This is a genomic window from Pseudomonas campi (genome assembly GCF_013200955.2).
Classification (GTDB): Bacteria; Pseudomonadota; Gammaproteobacteria; order Pseudomonadales; family Pseudomonadaceae; genus Aquipseudomonas; species Aquipseudomonas campi.
On the sequence record NZ_CP053697.2, the window covers coordinates 4373824 to 4391294 of the forward strand.

The 17471-nt window shown below is 66.1% G+C and carries 19 protein-coding genes; 7 read left to right on the top strand and 12 right to left on the bottom strand.

The window, feature by feature from the left end; genetic code table 11:
• Positions 1-102: 102 nt before the first annotated feature.
• Positions 103-1014 (top strand): LysR family transcriptional regulator, encoded by a 912-nt coding sequence (locus HNE05_RS20070; RefSeq protein ID WP_173210696.1) that lies wholly within the window; start codon positions 103-105, stop codon positions 1012-1014.
• 118 nt (positions 1015-1132) lie between these two features.
• Here the strand turns inward: HNE05_RS20070 and HNE05_RS20075 are convergent, their stop codons facing one another.
• From HNE05_RS20075 to HNE05_RS20090, 4 genes are all read right to left on the bottom strand, one after another.
• The gene (locus tag HNE05_RS20075; protein ID WP_173210698.1) at positions 1133-1357 is read right to left on the bottom strand and encodes a DUF1161 domain-containing protein; all 225 of its coding nucleotides are present in this window, start codon (positions 1355-1357) and stop codon (positions 1133-1135) included.
• 284 nt (positions 1358-1641) lie between these two features.
• A complete protein-coding gene (locus HNE05_RS20080) occupies positions 1642-1857 on the bottom strand; it encodes a dodecin (protein WP_173210700.1) in 216 nt (71 codons plus the stop codon).
• Positions 1858-1905: 48 nt separating this feature from the next.
• Entirely contained in the window at positions 1906-2793 is an 888-nt protein-coding gene (locus HNE05_RS20085) for a LysR family transcriptional regulator (RefSeq protein ID WP_173210702.1), read from the bottom strand.
• A complete protein-coding gene (locus HNE05_RS20090; RefSeq protein WP_173210704.1) occupies positions 2790-3458 on the bottom strand; it encodes a DUF3592 domain-containing protein in 669 nt (222 codons plus the stop codon). Before HNE05_RS20090 ends, HNE05_RS20085 begins: the two co-directional genes overlap by 4 nt.
• 136 nt (positions 3459-3594) lie before the next feature.
• Between HNE05_RS20090 and trpB the strand changes: the two genes are divergently transcribed.
• The 3 genes from trpB to HNE05_RS20105 all read left to right on the top strand — a co-directional run bounded on the left by trpB (position 3595) and on the right by HNE05_RS20105 (position 6131).
• A complete protein-coding gene (gene trpB / locus HNE05_RS20095) occupies positions 3595-4821 on the top strand; it encodes a tryptophan synthase subunit beta (protein WP_173210706.1) in 1227 nt (408 codons plus the stop codon).
• Entirely contained in the window at positions 4821-5630 is an 810-nt protein-coding gene (gene trpA, locus HNE05_RS20100) for a tryptophan synthase subunit alpha (protein ID WP_173210708.1), read from the top strand. The genes trpB and trpA overlap by 1 nt, the downstream gene beginning before the upstream one ends.
• A gap of 252 nt (positions 5631-5882) precedes the next feature.
• Positions 5883-6131, top strand: coding sequence for a hypothetical protein (locus HNE05_RS20105; RefSeq protein ID WP_173210710.1), 249 nt, complete (start codon positions 5883-5885; stop codon positions 6129-6131).
• 23 nt (positions 6132-6154) lie between these two features.
• Here HNE05_RS20105 and HNE05_RS20110 read toward each other — a convergent pair whose 3' ends face one another.
• Entirely contained in the window at positions 6155-7279 is a 1125-nt protein-coding gene (locus HNE05_RS20110) for a M14 family metallopeptidase (protein ID WP_173210712.1), read from the bottom strand.
• Between the two features lie 216 nt (positions 7280-7495).
• Here HNE05_RS20110 and HNE05_RS20115 point away from each other — a divergent pair, with 216 nt between their 5' ends.
• From HNE05_RS20115 to HNE05_RS20125, 3 genes are all read left to right on the top strand, one after another.
• A complete protein-coding gene (locus tag HNE05_RS20115; RefSeq protein ID WP_173210714.1) occupies positions 7496-8782 on the top strand; it encodes an NAD(P)/FAD-dependent oxidoreductase in 1287 nt (428 codons plus the stop codon).
• 71 nt (positions 8783-8853) lie between these two features.
• Positions 8854-9411: a helix-turn-helix domain-containing protein gene (locus tag HNE05_RS20120; RefSeq protein ID WP_173210716.1), complete on the top strand. Its 558-nt coding sequence runs from the start codon at positions 8854-8856 to the stop codon at positions 9409-9411.
• Between the two features lie 18 nt (positions 9412-9429).
• Positions 9430-10782 (top strand): glutamine synthetase family protein, encoded by a 1353-nt coding sequence (locus HNE05_RS20125; protein ID WP_173210718.1) that lies wholly within the window; start codon positions 9430-9432, stop codon positions 10780-10782.
• A gap of 153 nt (positions 10783-10935) precedes the next feature.
• Here HNE05_RS20125 and HNE05_RS20130 read toward each other — a convergent pair whose 3' ends face one another.
• The 7 genes from HNE05_RS20130 to HNE05_RS20160 all read right to left on the bottom strand — a co-directional run bounded on the left by HNE05_RS20130 (position 10936) and on the right by HNE05_RS20160 (position 17441).
• Positions 10936-11409: a hypothetical protein gene (locus HNE05_RS20130; RefSeq protein WP_173210720.1), complete on the bottom strand. Its 474-nt coding sequence runs from the start codon at positions 11407-11409 to the stop codon at positions 10936-10938.
• Between the two features lie 150 nt (positions 11410-11559).
• A complete protein-coding gene (pbpG, locus tag HNE05_RS20135; protein WP_173210722.1) occupies positions 11560-12468 on the bottom strand; it encodes a D-alanyl-D-alanine endopeptidase in 909 nt (302 codons plus the stop codon).
• A 165-nt stretch (positions 12469-12633) separates the two neighbouring features.
• The gene (gene aroE / locus HNE05_RS20140; RefSeq protein ID WP_173210724.1) at positions 12634-13452 is read right to left on the bottom strand and encodes a shikimate dehydrogenase; all 819 of its coding nucleotides are present in this window, start codon (positions 13450-13452) and stop codon (positions 12634-12636) included.
• A gap of 119 nt (positions 13453-13571) precedes the next feature.
• Positions 13572-14486, bottom strand: a complete 915-nt coding sequence (hemF, locus tag HNE05_RS20145) for an oxygen-dependent coproporphyrinogen oxidase (protein ID WP_173210726.1) — start codon at positions 14484-14486, stop codon at positions 13572-13574.
• Positions 14487-14654: 168 nt separating this feature from the next.
• On the bottom strand, positions 14655-15212 hold the full coding sequence (gene tsaC, locus HNE05_RS20150; protein ID WP_173210728.1) for an L-threonylcarbamoyladenylate synthase type 1 TsaC: 558 nt from the start codon (positions 15210-15212) through the stop codon (positions 14655-14657).
• Between the two features lie 42 nt (positions 15213-15254).
• Complete coding sequence (dprA, locus tag HNE05_RS20155; protein ID WP_173210730.1) at positions 15255-16343, bottom strand: DNA-processing protein DprA; 1089 nt, start codon at positions 16341-16343, stop codon at positions 15255-15257.
• A 72-nt stretch (positions 16344-16415) separates the two neighbouring features.
• A complete protein-coding gene (locus HNE05_RS20160; RefSeq protein ID WP_173210732.1) occupies positions 16416-17441 on the bottom strand; it encodes a LysM peptidoglycan-binding domain-containing protein in 1026 nt (341 codons plus the stop codon).
• Positions 17442-17471 lie beyond the last annotated feature (30 nt).

The following is a 17471-nucleotide window of genomic DNA, read 5'->3' on the forward strand; positions in this document are numbered from 1 at the left end:
GACCTCGGGGGTGATGGATTCGACGAGGGCCATGTTAGTTGCTGGAAAGCGTGCAAAAAGCCGCTTAACCTGCCCTTATCTATTGCACCAATCGAGCTAATCATGGATCGACTCACCGCCGCCCGGGTCTTCGTCGAAGTGGTCGAACGTGGCAGCCAGACCGCCGCCGCCGAGCACCTGGAGATGTCGCGGGCGATGGTCTCGCGCTACCTGGGCGAGCTGGAGGACTGGGTCGGTGCGCGCCTGCTGCACCGCACCACGCGCAAATTGAGCCTGACCGGCCTGGGCGAGCAGCTGTTGCCACGCTGCCGCGACATGCTGGCGGTGGCCGACGACCTGCACAGCGCCGGCCAGCGTGCCAGCGACAGCCCCAGCGGCACCCTGCGCATCACCAGCAGCCAGTCCTTCGCCCAGGCCTGGCTGGCGCGGGCGGTGGCCGCCTTCGTCGAGCGATATCCGGGGGTGGCGGTGGATCTGCAGGTGAGTAGCCAGGCAGTCAACCTGGTGGAGGAGCGCATCGACCTGGCCGTGCGTATCAGCAACCAGCTCGATCCCAACCTGATCGCCCGGCGCCTGGCCACCTGCCACTCGGTGCTGTGCGCCGCGCCCGCCTACCTGGCGCGGCATGGCACGCCGCAGACGCCACAGGAGCTGGCCCGGCACAACTGCCTGACCTATGCCTACTTCGGCCGCAGCCTGTGGCAGTTCAGCCACGCCGGGGAGCCCATCAGCGTGCCGGTCGGCGGCACGATCAGCGCCAACGAATCCACCGTGCTGCTGGAAGCCACCCTGGCCGGCGCCGGCATCAGCCTGCAGCCGCTCTATTCGGCGGCGCCGCTGCTGCGCTCCGGGCAACTGCAGGCCTTGTTGCCGGGCTATGCGGTGGAAGCTCTGGGCATCCATGCGCTCTACGGCTCGCGCCGGCAGATGCTGCCGGCACTGCGCGCGCTGCTGGATTTCCTGGTCGAGCGCCTGGCCGCCGAGCCACATTGGGATCGGCAACTGCGCGGTTGAGACGAGTGAGGGTGGGGCGTTGTGTGTGGCTAAAATCCACGGAGAAAGCGGGCGGCACAGCAACGAAAAGGCCGGAGCCCCTTGCGGGAACTCCGGCCTGTGCAGACGGGCGCTACGCTCAACCGCGCTGGTAGACGATTTCCTTGCTGCCGGCCTCGCAGGTGCCGACCACGCTCTTGTCGCCAGCGCTGCCCTTGTCCACCACCTCCAGGCTGTACGCGGCAACGCCCTTGGCCTTGAGCTTGGCGTCGATCTCCGCCTTGAGCTCCTCGCACGGTTTGGCCGCCGCCAGGGCCGAGCCGGCCAGGGAAAACAGGGCCAGGCCCAGAATCAGTTGTTTCATGGTTAACGCTCCTTCGTTAGACAAACGGCTCAAACGAGCCATGGCGGGGCAATCCACCCCCAGACGGAAAGGGCGCGCGCTCTTGTTCGAACCCCAGCGCCACGCTGCCAGACCACAGGCAGCCTAGCGCACGGAGCGGGGAATTTCTGCCAACGCCTTGGAGCTTGTTGCCGATGTACTTTGCCGACCACGCCACAGCGTGCAGGGCAGACACGGATAGCCCCCTCTCTCGTTCACGGGAGAGGGCTGGGGAGAGGGGCGCGGCCGAGGCCCACAACGGGCTCCTAGCTATTGCCGATGCGGAACCCCACCTTGAGGGTCACCTGATAATGACCGACCTTGCCGCCCTCGATATGCCCGCGGGTTTCGGTGACTTCGAACCAGTCCATGTTGCGCACGGACTTGGCACACTCGGCCAGGGCATTGCTGATCGCGTCCTCGATGCTGGCCTTCGACGACCCGACGACTTCGATCTTCTTGTAGGTGTGGTGATCGGACATGCTGCTTCTCCTTAGGCAGGACTGTTCCTGTCTGAGGCTAGTCGAGAATCAGCCGGCCAGTTCCTCGCGCAACCATTCGGCCAGGCGCTCGGCGCGGCTGTCGCGAGTGCGCGCCGGCACCCACAAGGCCAGCCGCGCCGGCGTCTCGACAAAACCCCAGGGCGCCAGCAGACGGCCGCCGGCCAGGTCGTCGGCCACCAGCTGCTGCGGCGCGATGGCCACGCCGAGGCCGGCCGCCGCCGCCTCCAGCAGGTAGTACAGGTGCTCGAAGCCCTGGCCCAGCTGCAGGCGCGTGGCGTCCAGCTGCTGCGCGCGCGCCCACTGCGGCCAGGCTTGCGGGCGCGACACGGTATGCAGCAGCGGCTCACCCAGCAAAGCCCCGGCCGGCGCCTGGGCCAAGTCGGCAAAGCGCGGCGAGCGTGGGCTGAGCACCGGGCCGATGCGTTCGGCCGCCAGCTCGAACACCTGCATGTCCGCCGGCCAGGGCGGTTCGGCAAAACACAGGGTGGCGTCCACGCCGGGGCGGCGCGGATCCAGCTCGCCCTCGCTGGCCGACAGTTGCAGGCGCAGCTCGGGCAGTTCGCGATTGAGCCGGTCCAGGCGCGGAATAAACCAGCGCGCCAGCAGGCTGCCGGGGCAACCGAGGACGAAGGGGGCATCGACCTGCTGCTGTTTCAGCTCGGCACAGGTAGTGCGCAAACGCTCGAAGGCCTCACCCGCCGCGTCGCGCAGGCGGATGCCGGCATCGGTGAGTTTTACGCCGCGCCCGTCCTTGCTGAACAGCGCCACCCCCAGTTGCTCCTCCAGCACCCGGATCTGCCGGCTCACCGCGCCATGGGTCACGCTCAGCTCATCCGCGGCCTGGCTGACACTCTGCAGGCGCGCAGCCACCTCGAAGGCGCGCAGCGCATTCAGCGGGGGCAGCTCCTGGCTCATTGAGCCAACCGAGGCAGGAAGCTGATATCGACGCTGTAGCGCCTGGGGTTCTGCGGGTCGATCAGCACCGGTAGCGACTCCTCTGCGATGAAGGGCTGTGGGTCGAACCACAGGTCCTCGCTGTAAAACAGATGCACGGCACCACTGGCCGGATTCTGCCACTGGCACACCAACTGCCAGGCGGGGACGTGATTGAGGGTGGACAGCGGATTGCGTCGCACCTCAAGGAAACGCGCCTGCACCCTCTTGCCTTCGCGGTGCAGGCCGGCGCGGCGCCTGCTAGCGACGAGCTCGGGCACGATGAAGAGCAGGCCACCGAGCAGGAAGACCAGACCGAAACCACCCAGCATCAGGCTGACGAACCAGTTCTGCGCAAAGCTGTTGATGTGCGCATTCTGCGGCTCGGTCCGATCGTAGAGCAGTTCCACCGACTCGCCGATTTCGTAACCGGGGCGACTGCAGACCGTGCCCGCAACGGTTACGCGCTCGCCAGACCGGGGAGAAAATTCGACGACGGGGCAGCCTTTACCACTCACCGACACCACACTGCCGACCATCCGCAGCATGTGCTCTTCTTCATTCCACCTGTGCACCTGAAGCACCAATGCAACAGCCAGCAAAAATCCGCCAATCGCGGGGAAAGCCCATAGCCAACGCTCGTTCATACCGTGCTTCCATGCCAGGAACAGGCCACACACCTGTCAGTTTATCTCACATATAAGAACAGATTTATCGGTTTTTCTCCGCCCCATCCAGCCTTACACTTGCCGCCATTGTCTGACCAACCTACGGATGACAGCCATGCCTGGTTCACATAATTCCCTTCGCACCGGCCCTGACGCCACCGGCCTGTTCGGCTCGTTTGGCGGTCAGTACGTCGCCGAAACCCTGATGCCGCTGATCCACGATCTGGCCGCCGAATACGAGAAGGCCAAGCAGGATCCCGAGTTCCTCAAGGAACTGGCCTACTTCCAGAGCGACTACGTCGGCCGGCCGAGCCCGCTGTACTTCGCCGAGCGCCTGACCGAGTACTGCGGCGGGGCGAAGATCTACCTCAAGCGCGAAGAGCTGAACCACACCGGCGCGCACAAGATCAACAACTGCATCGGCCAGATCCTCCTGGCCAAGCGCATGGGCAAGAAACGCATCATTGCCGAGACCGGTGCCGGCATGCACGGCGTGGCCACCGCCACCGTGGCCGCACGTTTCGGCATGGAGTGCGTGATCTTCATGGGCACCACCGACATCGATCGCCAGCAGGCCAACGTGTTCCGCATGAAGCTGCTGGGCGCCACCGTGATCCCGGTCGTCGCCGGCACCGGCACCCTGAAAGACGCGATGAACGAAGCGCTGCGCGACTGGGTGACCAACGTGCACAACACTTTCTACCTGATCGGCACAGTCGCCGGCCCGCACCCCTATCCGGCGATGGTGCGCGACTTCCAGGCGGTGATCGGCAAGGAAACCCGCGAACAGATGCTGGAGAAGGAAGGGCGCCTGCCCGACAGCCTGGTCGCCTGCATCGGTGGCGGCTCCAACGCCATGGGCCTGTTCCATCCCTTCCTCGACGATACATCCGTGCAGATAGTCGGCGTCGAAGCCGCCGGCCACGGCATCGAAACCGGCAAGCATGCGGCCAGCCTGAACGGTGGCATCCCCGGCGTGCTGCACGGCAACCGTACCTTCCTGCTGCAGGACGACGATGGCCAGATCATCGACGCCCACTCGATTTCCGCCGGCCTCGACTACCCCGGCATCGGCCCGGAACACGCCTGGTTGCATGATATCGGCCGCGTCGAATACACCTCGGTGACCGACGACGAAGCCCTGGAAGCCTTCCACAAGTGCTGCCGCCTGGAAGGCATCATCCCGGCCCTGGAAAGTGCCCACGCCTTGGCCGAAGTATTCAAGCGTGCGCCGAGCCTGCCCAAGGAGCACCTGATGGTGATCAACCTGTCCGGCCGCGGCGACAAGGACATGCAGACCGTCATGCACCACATGGAACAGTCCAAGCAGGAGAAACACTGATGAGCCGCCTGCAAAGCCGCTTTGCCGAGCTTAAACAGCAGAACCGTGCCGCCCTGGTGACCTTCGTCACCGCCGGCGACCCCAACTACGATGCGTCCCTGGCCATCCTCAAGGGCCTGCCGGCGGCCGGTGCCGACGTGATCGAGCTGGGCATGCCGTTCACCGATCCGATGGCCGACGGCCCGGCGATCCAGCTGGCCAACATCCGCGCCCTGGCCGCCAAGCAGAACCTGGCCAAGACCCTGCAGATGGTGCGCGAATTCCGCGCAGGCGATCAGACCACCCCGCTGGTGCTGATGGGCTACTTCAACCCGATCCACCACTACGGCGTCGCCGCCTTCATCGCCGAGGCCAAGGAGTCCGGCGTCGACGGCCTGATCGTGGTCGACCTGCCGCCGGAACATAACGCCGACCTGTGCGACCCGGCCCAGGCCGGCGGTCTGGACTTCATCCGCCTGACCACCCCGACCACCGACGACAAGCGCCTGCCCACCGTACTCAACGGCAGCTCGGGCTTCGTCTATTACGTCTCGGTGGCCGGCGTTACCGGCGCCGGTTCGGCCACCATCGAGCACGTGCAGGAAGCCGTGACCCGCCTGCGCCGCCACACCGACCTGCCGCTGTGCATCGGCTTCGGCATCCGCACCCCGGAACACGCAGCGACCATCGCCCGCCTGGCCGACGGCGTAGTGGTCGGCTCGGCGCTGATCGACCAGATCGCCAACGCCGCGGACGACCAGCAGGCCATCCAGGGCGTGCTGAGCCTGTGCCAGTCGCTGGCCGAAGGGGTACGCGGCGCACGCCTGTAAGCTCCGTCTTCTGCTGCAAAAAAAGCCGCTGCCTCGGATCGAGTCAGCGGCTTTTTCATGTCCGGCAGAAAGCGGGCGTGAAGCGCCTTCAGCAACCGTTCAGCACCCCGCTCATCTCACCGCTAAGCACCACTCGCCCTTCCGGATGAACGACATGGCACGACTGTTCCAGCCGATCTAGCCTGACTGGGGACAACCCTCGGCACCCGGCCCCGGATTTTCCTGTGCGCCAGCCAGGAATGGAGCAGCCCCATGGCAGACCTAGACCCCATCGACTTTGCCGCACCCGGCCTGGCCCTTGAGCCAGAGCAGGGATCCGCCACCGCCCAGGAAGCGCCGAAGAACAAGGCCTGCTTCCAGATCGACACCCGCGACAAATGCAAGACCGAGCGCCGCCAGCACAGCGAACGCCGGCAGAGTATTCGTTTCGAGGCCGATCGTCGCAGTGGCGAAGACCGTCGCCCGCACAAGCCAGGCTGGGAGCTGGGCATTGACCTCTAGGCTGCGTTCGCGGAACAGGCTGATCAGCGCAGCTTGTCGACCATCGCCGCCAGCACACTGAACACGGCACGCGCCAGGTTCTTGCTGCGCGCGCCATTCCAGCCGGTGCGCGGATCGGGCGTGAGGTCGTGGTCCTTGAACGGCATCTCCACCGTATAGGCCAGGCAATCGTAGGTCTGCCCGACCCAGTTGCAGGCCAGCGCCAGGTTGGCCTGGCCGGGTTCGTCACGCGGGTAGCCGTGTTCCACCTGGAACTCACCGCAGGCCATCAGGCGCTCGCGGAACTCCTGCTCCAGGGCGTCCAGGCGCGCCGTAAAACCGGGGTTGCCTTCGCAGCCGGCGGTAAACACGTAGGGAATTTCCTCGTCGCCGTGGATATCCAGGAAGCAGTCGACGCCGTGGGCGGCCATCTGTTGCTGGACGAACAGCACTTCCGGGCTTTGCCCCGCGCTGGGCGCCTGCCAGGCACGGTTGAGGTCCTGGCCGGCGGCATTGGTGCGCAGGTTGCCGAGGAAGGCGCCATCCGGGTTCATGTGCGGCACCAGGTACAGATCGGCCTGGGCGAGCAGGCCACGCAACGGGTCATCCTGCTCGTGCAGCCTGTCGATCAGGCCTTCCATGAACCACTCGGCCATGTGCTCGCCCGGATGTTGCTGGGCGATCAGCCAAATCTTGCGCGGCGCCTGGGCCGTGCCGCGCACTCGCAGCAGCGGCAGTTCGCGCCCCTGCAGGCTGCTGCCGCAGGCCAGCAGTTCGACATTCGGCAGGGCCAGAGCACGCACCAGCAACTGGGCGTGGCGGGCGCGGCTGTAGGGCTCGAAGTAGGCGAAGCGGGCCTGGGCCTGTTCGGCGAGCAGCTCGAAGTGCAGGCCGCCCTGGTCATAGGTGGTCGGCACGCGGAACCAGTCCACACCGTCATAGCTGGCCACCGCCTGGTAGCCGCTCCAGGCGTTCTTGTAGCTGGACTGCGGCGCGTTGACCAGGCTGAAGCCATGGCGCTGGCCCGGCAGCAGGCCCTCGGCGAGGAAGTGGAACCACTGGAAGTGCTCGCTGGCGAAGTCCTTGCGGATCGCCAGGCGCACCTGCCTTGGGTTGCTGGCATCCACTAGCTGGATATTGCCGCTGTCGAAATCGCTGCGAATCTGCATGGTCGGGCCCTCTGCGCTGGATGCCTGGGAGGATAACCGGCAACGCCGGCTCCTGCATGCGCCCGCCAAGGGCATGTCGCATTGCTGCAAGTGGCCTCTGGTGATGTCGTCCGCTGGCGTCAGGCTTCAGCGCGGGAATAACCCCAGACTTGGCCTTGTGAATTTTATCGTGTAGATTTTCATGAACTTTCAAATAAGAAATTTCACGAGGCTTCCATGTTCAAGCAATCCGCGCAGCACGTCGGCACCTACTACGCCGCCACCTATGGCGAGATTCCGCTGCGCCCGCGCCTGGAAAGTCGTGAAGATGCACAGATCCTGATCATCGGCGGCGGCTTTAGCGGCCTGCATACCGCCCTGCGTCTGGCCCTGGCCGGCAAAAAAGTCGTGCTGCTGGAAGCCAGTCGCCTGGCCTGGGCTGCTTCCGGACGCAACGGCGGCCAGGCGCTGCCGGGCTGGTCCTGCGATATGCCACCGTTCGAGAAGGCTCTCGGCCTGGAGCGCGCCCGCCAGCTGTGGGACAGCATGACCTGGGCTGCCAAGGAAATGCGCGAGCTGCCCGAACGCCACGGTTTCGACATCGACTACCGCACGGGCGCCATTTACACCGCCGTGTTGCCGCGCCGCGTGCGCCTGCTGCAGGAAAACCTCGAAGAGGCCGAGCAGAAGTACGGCTACCAGCAGCTGAGCTTTATTCCCAAGAAAGAACTACCCAAGTGGATCGCCAGCCCACGCTACCTGGCCGCGCTGCATGACGCCGGCGCCGCCCACCTCAACCCGCTGAAACTGGCCCAGGGCCTGGCCGACGCCATCGAGAAAGCGGGCGGGCGCATCTTCGAGCAGAGCAAGGTGCTCGACTACCGCGAGACCGCCGCGGGTTATGTGGCGCGTACCGAGCATGGCGAGGTGCGCGGCGACGTGCTGGTGCTGGCCTGCAACGCCTACATCGACCGCCTCGACCCCGCGTTGTCCAAGCGCCTGCTGCCAGTCGGCTCCTACCAGGTGGCGACCGCGCCCCTCGATCCGCAGCTGGCGCGTTCGCTGTTCCCGCAAGGCACCTGCGCCATCGACAACCAGTTCGTCCCCGACTATTTCCGCGTCACCCCGGACCATCGCCTGCTGTTCGGCGGCGGCTGCACCTACCTGGGCGGCATCCCGGCGGACGTTCCGGCCGCCACCCGGCCGTATCTGGAGCGGGTCTTCCCGCAGCTGCGCGGGGTGCAGATCGACTACGGCTGGGGCGGCCATATCGACTGCACCATGCACCGCACCCCGGACGTCGGGCGCCAGGGCCAGAAGTACTGGCTACAGGGCTTCTCCGGCCACGGCATCCTGCCGACCCTGGCCGCTGCCCGCGCGGTGAGCGATGCGATCCTCGGCGACGACCAGCTGCTCGGCCTGTACCAGGGCCTGAGCAACCCGCGCTTCCCCGGTGGCGACCTGCTGGCCGCACCGATCGAGGCCGTCGGCAAAGCCTGGTACCGTCTGCGCGATGTGATTTGAACCCGTAGCCCGGATGCAATCCGGGACAGCTATCCCCGGATTGCATCCGGGCTACGCAAGAAGGAATACCCATGGACATGCAGGATGAAATCGAAGGGCTGGCGATCCTGGTGCGCGACCTGCGCAAGCACAAGAACGTCACCCTCAACGAACTGGCCGAGCGCATCGGCCGCTCGGTGGGCTTCCTGTCCCAGGTCGAGCGCGGCCTGTCGCGCCCGACCGTGGCCGACCTCACCGCCATCAGCGAAGCGCTGGGTGTGCCGACCACCTATTTCTACAGCCTGAGCAAGCCGCGCGAAGTGCGCTGGGTGACCCGTCCGGACGAGCGACGCACCCTCTATTACGCCGGCGGCATCACCGACGTGCTGGCCTCGCCGACCATGTCCGGCGGCTTTTCCATGCTCGAAAGCCACCTCGAACCCGGCGCCACCAGCGGCGAAGGCCATCTGAACGACAGCTCCGAGCAGGGCGGTTTCGTCCTCGAGGGCGAGCTGACCCTCTGGTATGGCGACGACGCCGAACCGGTCACCCTCGGCCCACGTGACAGCTTCCAGCTGCCGCCGCATGCGCAGTTCCGCTACGCCAACCTCACCGATTTCCCCACAAGAGTGCTCTGGGTCTTCACCTGATCCGCGCAGATAGCCACCATGACAACAACAACGACATTCCCCGACCTGCTCAGCGAAGTGCGTGCCTTCCGCGCCGCCAACCCCGACGTGCGCTACGTCGAACTGATCTGCCTGGACATTCCCGGGCACTTCTACGGCAAGCGCTACCCCATGGACATGCTGGAAAAGGTCGCCGCCGGCGGCCCGCTGAAAGTACCGCAGAACTGTGTGCTGCTCGGCGCCCAGGGCGGCCTGCACCCGATTGGCGACTACTGCTTCAACGACGGCGACCCGGATGCGCCGCGCCGCCTGATCCCCGGCACCCTCAAGCCGGTGCGCTGGGAAAAGCAGCCGATGGGGCAGATGCTGATCAGCTCCGACGGCACCGAGGCACCGATCGAATTCGAGCCGCGCGAAGTGCTGGCCCGCGTGCTCAAGCGCCTGCAGGCCAAGGGCATTCGCCCGGTGGTGGCCTTCGAGCTGGAGTTCTACCTGTTCGACCGCAAGCTGGAGAATGGCCTGCCGCAATTCCCCCGCGACCCGCTGACCGGCGACGCCGACGACCAGCCGAACATGCACATCGAGCGCCTGACGCGCTTCTCTGACGTGCTGCATGCAACCGTGGAAGCGGCGCGGGAACAGGGCGTGGATGCCAACGTGATCACCGCCGAACTCGGCCCCGGCCAGTTCGAGATCAACTTCGCCCATTGCGACGACGGCCTGCACGCCGCCGACCAGGCCGCGCTGTTCTGCCGCAGCACCCGTGGCGTGGCGATGCAGCATGGCTACCGCGCCAGCTTCATGAGCAAGCCCTACCTGCAGGCCCCGGGCAGCGGCATGCACGTGCATGTCAGCCTCTACGACAAAGCCGGCCACAACCTGCTCGATGGCGACCAGCAGCGCCCGCTGCGCCACGCCGTAGCCGGCTGCCTGGAACTGCTGCCGCACTGCATGCCGATCTTCGCCGCCAACCACAACGCCTTCCGCCGCTACGGCGCCATGGTCAACTCGGCGAGCAAGGCCAGCTGGGGCTTCGAGGACCGCGATGCATGCATCCGCATCCCCGAGTCAGATGGCAAGAACCTGCGCATCGAACACCGCCTGGCCGGCGCCGACGCCAACCCCTACCTGGTGCTGGCGGCCATCCTCAGCGGTATGGAATACGGCCTGGACCAGGCCCGCGAGCCAATTCCCTCGCTCAACGAAGACCGCCGCAGCGGCATCGACTTCCCCAAGGACATGCTCACCGCCGTGGCGGCCATGGCCTCCCACGAGGTGGTCAAGGACAAGCTGGGCAGCGAGTTCGTCTTCGTCTACTGCGAGAACAAGCGCCAGGACCACCTGGACTTCATGAACGAGGTCAGCGCGCGGGAGTATCGCTGGTTCCTGTAAGCCAGCGCTCTAAGGTAGTAGCCCGGATGCAATCCGGGGGCAGGGTGGTTGCCTTGCCGGATGCACCCGGGCTACGCCGTAACGAGCGCTGTACTGCAGCGGCATGCGGGAGGGGGCAAGGCTTTTCTGGCGGCGCCACTGCGCGCCGCAGCCTCACTCCTCGGCCGGCCGCACCTGCCGCCAGTCGCGCCAGAGCACCCAGACCATCAGGCCGACGGCCAGCACACGCAGCCACATCGCCAGCGTGGTGTCCCAGGACAGCAGCCCCCAACTACTAAGGATGTAGGTCCAGTCGTGGTCGCCACCGCCCACCAGGGGCAGTTCCTGACGACGTGCATCGGCCATGTAGCGGGAGACATTCAACAGGTTCTCGGCGAGCCAGATCAGGCACAGGTGGTAACCGCCAATCTGTTGCTGACGGCGTAGCTGCCAGGCCGCCGTCAACGGCAAGAGCAACTGCATGAAGGTGCCGCCGTAGACCATCAGCCGCGAGGAAACCAGGCCGAACAACGGGTGGCCAGCTTCATGAAAGGCCAGGTTGGCCGAATCGAGGATGGGCACCCAGCCCTCACGGGCGTGAAAGAACAGCAAAAGGCCAGCGACGGCGGCAAGGGCAAGGGTACGCATGGATGCTCGATAGTCCCGGTGGCGGCAGCGATGGGGGGCAGATTGCCACAGCGCAGGAATAAACCGCACCCGTCATGCTCGGCCTTCACGCCGAAAACAAAAAAGCCCGGCAACCAAGGCCGGGCTTTTCACATCGCCCGCCTTGCGTCGTTACTGCGCCGCCTGCACCAGGCGCGCCCGCTCTGCCTGCTTCTGCTTCTTGTAGGCCAGCGCCGCTGGCGCCACCTTGGTCACCTGACCAGTCTCCAGCCACTTCTTCAGGCGGTTGGCGTCGGCCGTGTGGGTGTATTTGCCGAAGGCATCCAGCACCACGAAGGCCACCGGCTTGCCGGCCATCTGCGTGCGCATGACCAGGCAATGGCCGGCGGCGTTGGTGAAGCCGGTCTTGGTCAGCTGGATGCTCCAGTTCGGCTTGTGCACCAGGCTGTTGGTGTTGCGGAAACCCAGGCTGTAACGCGGCTTGGCGAATACCTGGACGCGCTCGCGGGTGCTGCTGAACTGGCCGATCAGCGGGTACTGGCCGCTGGCCTTGATCAGCTTGACCAGGTCGTTGGCGGTGGACAGGTTGCCCTCCGAGAGGCCGGTCGGTTCGGTATAGCGGGTACGGGTCATGCCCAGGGCGCGGGCCTTGGCGTTCATCGCCACGACGAAGGCCGGCACACCGCCCGGGTAGTGGTGGGCGAGGCTGGCGGCGGCGCGGTTTTCCGAGGACATCAGGGTCAGCAGGAGCATGTCACGGCGGCTCAGCTCGCTACCCACCCGCACCCGCGAATAGACGCCGCGCATCTCGTGGACGTCCTTGATGACGATGGGCAGTTGCTGGTCCAGCGGCAGCTTGGCATCCAGGGTGACCATGGCGGTCATCAGCTTGGTCACCGAGGCGATCGGTACCTGCAGGTCGGGGTTGCTGGAGTAGAGGATCTGGTTGCTGTTGAGATCGACCAGCAGGGCGCTGCCGGAGGCCAGTTCCTGGATTTTGGGCGCTGCCTGCAGGGCTGGGCTGGCAACGAGGGTGAGGCAGGCCAGCAGCAGGCCGGCGAGGGAGAAAGCTTTGTTCACGAGGTTGGTCCGCACAGTGGAGTGGTGCCTGGGCGCTCCCTGCCGGCTGATGGCGAAAGTATAGGTGCGCGCCGCGCCTCAGGCGAGCGCGGCCGCTCTACGGCGGCACAGCTGCAGAAGGATCACTAGGTCGCCGGCGCGCGTGCCGATCAGCAAGTAGGTATGTCAGCCCAGCTGGCGGCGCAACTCCGCCAGCACCGGCGCGCTGTCCGGACGCACGCCGCGCCAGAGGCAGAAGGCCTCGGCCGCCTGTTCCACCAGCATGCCTAGGCCGTCGATGCAGCGCGCGGCGCCATGCTCGGCGGCCCAGCGGTTGAAGGCGGTCGGCTCCTTGCCGTACATCATGTCGTAGCAGACCGTGTGACCGGGACGGATCAGCCCCGGCTCGATCGGCGGCAGCTCGCCGGCCAGCGAGGCCGAGGTGCCGTTGATGATCAGGTCGACCGGCTCGCTGAGCCAGTCGAAACCGCTGGCGGCCACCGGCCCGAGGTCGGCGAACTCGTGGGCCAGCTGTTCGGCCTTGGCCACGGTGCGGTTGGCGATCACCAGGGCCTGCGGCTGATGCGCCAGGATCGGCGCCAGCACGCCACGCACGGCGCCGCCAGCGCCGAGCAGGAGGATGCGCTTGCCCGCCAGGTCGAGCCCGGCATTCACCGTGAGGTCGCGCACCAGGCCGGCGCCGTCGGTGTTGTCGCCGAGCAGACGGCCTTCGTCGAGCTTCTTCAGGGTGTTCACCGCACCGGCGCGGCGCGCCCGTTCGCTCAGCTCATCGGCCAGGCGATAGGCCTCTTCCTTGAACGGCACGGTGACGTTGCCACCCTTGCCCTCGGTGAAGAAAGCGCGAGCAAACCCGGCGAAGTCATCCAGCGGCGCCAGCAGGGCTTCGTAGCTCAGTGCCTGACCGGTCTGCGCAGCAAACAGGCGATGGATCAGCGGCGACTTGCTGTGACCGATGGGGTTGCCGAAGACGCCGTAGCGGTCCATGGAATGTCCTTCTGTTTGATAGCGGGCGGAGGAAATACGCGGGTTTCACTCGCCCTACGCGGCTTCTGCTCTGCTCCCCTCGCCCATTTATGGGAGAGGGGCCGGGGGAGAGGGCAATCCTACACGCCGGCGAGCCAGTCGCGGTCGGTGAGGAAATACTCGGTCAGGCGCGCCTCGCTACTGCCCGGCTCGGGCTTCCAGTCATAGCCCCAGCGCACCTGCGGCGGCAGCGACATGAGGATCGACTCGGTACGCCCGCCCGACTGCAGGCCGAACAGGGTGCCGCGGTCGAACACCAGGTTGAACTCGACGTAGCGGCCGCGGCGATAGGCCTGGAACTCGCGCTGCGCCTCAGTGAAGGGGGTGGCCTTGCGCCGCTGGACGATGGGCAGGTAGGCGTCGATATAGGCATCGCCGATGGCGCGCAGGAAGGCGAAGCTGGTGTCGAAGTCCCACTGGTTGAGGTCGTCGAAGAACAGCCCGCCGATGCCGCGCGGCTCGCCGCGGTGCTTGAGGTGGAAGTAGCGGTCGCACCATTCCTTGTACTTCGGGTAGACCTCGGCACCGAACGGCGCACAGGCGGCACGGGCCACCTGGTGCCAGTGCACACAGTCTTCCTCGTTGCCGTAGTAGGGGGTGAGGTCGAAGCCGCCGCCGAACCACCAGACCGCTTCCTCGCCTTCCTTCTCGGCACTGAAGAAGCGCACGTTGGCGTGGGAAGTCGGTACATGCGGGTTTTCCGGGTGGATCACCAGGGACACGCCCATGGCCTCGAAACCGCGCCCGGCCAGTTCCGGACGGTGGGCGCTGGCCGATGGCGGCAGGCTGTCGCCGAACACATGGGAGAAGTTGACCCCGCCCTTCTCGATCAGTGCGCCGTTCTCGATCACCCGGGTGCGGCCGCCACCACCGGCCGGACGCTGCCAGCTGTCCTCGAAGAAACGGGTGCCACCATCCTCGGCTTCGAGGGCGGCGCAGATGCGGTCTTGCAGGTCGAGCAGGTAGGCCTTCACGGCCTGGGTACGGTCACTCACGGCAGTCATCCGGACTAGCTGGAAAGGGCGCAAGCATAGCATCGTCGCCTCGGCTGCAGACTTGACCGCGATCAGTCCGGGCGCCTGCGGCGGCTTGCGGTGCCGAGAGCCTGGGGCATCCCGATCAGATCGCTCGTTCGGCTCCGGCGCATGGCGACTCGATCCGCTCTACGACGGACGCACCACGTCGCCGCTACGCAGATCGCGGATCAGACTGGGGTTGCGCCGGCCACCGAGGGCACCGCCGAGCACGCCGTCGAGCTGCTGGTGGAAGTACTGCTCGACGCGCAGGCGCGAACGCGCGGACGGGCGCCCGGCGGGGTTGGCCGAGGTCGACACCAGCGGGCCGGTGAGGGCGCAGAGGTCACGCACCAGCGGGTGGTCGCTGACACGCAGGGCCACTGTGTCGTGCTGGCCGCTGATCCACTCGGGCAATAGACCCTGGTGCGGCACCAGCCAGGTGTTCGGCCCCGGCCAGGTGCTGGCCAGACGGTCGACCCAGCGCTCGGGCAGGTCGTCGAGGAGGAAATCGAACTGGCGAATGTTGTCGGCCACCAGGATCAAACCCTTGTGCACCGGGCGATCCTTGAGTGCCAGCAGGCGATCCACGGCCATTTCGTTCCACGGATCGCAGCCCAGCCCCCAGACGGCCTCGGTCGGATAGGCGATCACGCCACCCTCGCGCACGATGCGCGCCATACGCTGTACCCGCCAACTGCTGTGCATGCTTACCCCCGCAACGATTTACTCGCGGCGAGTTTACCCAGCTCAGCCGGCGCGCGGTACCCAGCGTCCCGCCTCGCAGACGATCCGCCCGTCCAGCTCCAGCTCGGTGAGCAGCGCCAGGGTTTCGCCCATGCTCAGGCCGCAGGCACGTGCCAGGCTTTCGCTGTTCTGCGGCGCGGCACGCAGGTGCAGCAGCAGGGGATGTTCGTCGACCGGGTCTGCAGCCGGAGCAGGCGGCACGCTCTGCCAGCCGCGCAGGGCTTCGAGGATATGTTCGATGCTTTCCACCAGAATGGCGCCATCGCGGATCAACTGGTGGCAACCGCGCGCGCCCGGATGATGGATCGAGCCCGGAATCGCATAGACCTCGCGGCCCTGTTCGGCGGCCAGTTTGGCGGTGATCAGCGAACCACTGGAGGGGCTGGCCTCGACCACCAGTACCCCGAGCGACAAGCCACTGATGATGCGGTTGCGCCGGGGAAAGTTGCTGGCCTGCGGCGGGCAGTCCAGCGGCAGTTCGGAGACCAGCGCGCCGCCACCTTCGATAATCCGCGTCGCCAGGCTGACATGCCGCTGCGGATAAAGCCTGCGCAAGCCGGTACCGAGCACCGCCACCGTCTTGCCGTTGCCATCCAGTGCGCCCTGATGCGCCGCACCATCGATGCCCAGGGCCAGACCGCTGGTGATCACAAAGCCACCCCCGGCCAGGCTGCGGGCGAAGGCGTGCGCCGTATCCAGCCCTGGCCGCGAGGCGCGCCGGCTGCCGACCATGGCCAGTTGTGGCCGCTCGAGAATAGTCGGATCACCGGCGACGAACAGCAGCGGTGGCGCATCGTGCAGCTCGCCCAGCAGGGCCGGGTAGTCCGGCTGCCCCCAGAGCAGCAGGTGCTGACCGGGCTGCTCCAGCCAGGCCAGCGCCTGGGCGGCGCGCTCACGAATCAGCGCGCTGCGGCGTGGCTCGGCACAGCCGTCCGGCAAGCCCAGCGAACGCCAGGCAGCAGCCGGCGCGCTGAGGGCAGCGGAGGCCGAGCCAAAGGCATCGAGCAGACGACGGAAACGCCGGGGACCCAGTTCGGGCAGGCAATGCAGGCGCAGACGCGCCTCGAGTTCAGCAGGAGAGAGTGCTGGCATGACGATCATCCTTGATCGGGTGACGCGGGCGGCGCAGAAAGCAGAACCCCCGCAGAGCGGGGGTTGCAGGTATTACGGGTTCTTCACCTTGTCCATCAGCGCGAGGTCACGGGTGGCGTACAACACCAGACCGTAGCTGAGCTTCTCGTAGGTGCGGAACACCATCATCAGGCCGGCACGCTCGTCCGGAATCTTCACCGATTCACCGGTGATGCGATCCCGTACGGTTTCGCCGGTCTTGTACAGGGCCAACACGTTGCCTTCGATAAGGCCATCGATCTTGCCCTTGTTGATGGTCACCACGTCGTACTGGCCGATGCGAGCTACGCCGCGCGGTACGTCGAGGATCACGCCATTGACGTCGATCGCCGGCTCGCTGGGCATGAAGGTCGAATTGATCGCCCGCTCCTCGGTGGGGAACAGGCGATCGCCCAGACGCACTTCCTGAGTCGAGCGGCGTAGGCTGACGGTAGCGATATCGCCTTCCTGGGCCACCACTTCACCGCTGCCGATATCGTCGGCGTTGATACCGAGGAATTCCTTGGTTTCCGGATCGGTGTAGATCTTGCCCTGACGGAAGATGCCATACACCGGCTCGGCCTGGTCGAACGCGCCGCGGGCATAGAGGCGGTCACCCGCGCCACTGACCACGCGTTCGGCATTGCCCGCCACCACATAGGGCTGCTGGGCAAAATCTTCTTCGCTATCGACGATCCGATTGCTCAGCAGGAAGCTGTTGATCGCCTCCAGCGGAATGGTCGGAATTGCCTGGGCAATCGGCGTGCTGCGCACTTGCGGTGACAGCTTGATGGTGCCGCGCGACTCGCCGCGGTTGAGCACCAGACGCGGCTGGCCGTCAACGTAGATGAGACTCAGGCTATCGCCCGGGTAGATCAGATGCGGATTCTCGATCTGCGGGTTGGCGTGCCACAGTTCTGGCCATTTCCAGGGCTGGCTGAGGAACTTGCCAGAGATGTCCCAGAGTGTGTCGCCCTTGACCACGGTGTAGCGGTCCGGGTGACCTTCCTTGAGTTGCACTTCTGCCTGGGCTAGACCGCCGACGGCGAGAAGCAGCAGGGCGAGTAGTGATTTCCTCATGCGGTGAATCCCTTTATTATGTGGCTGGCG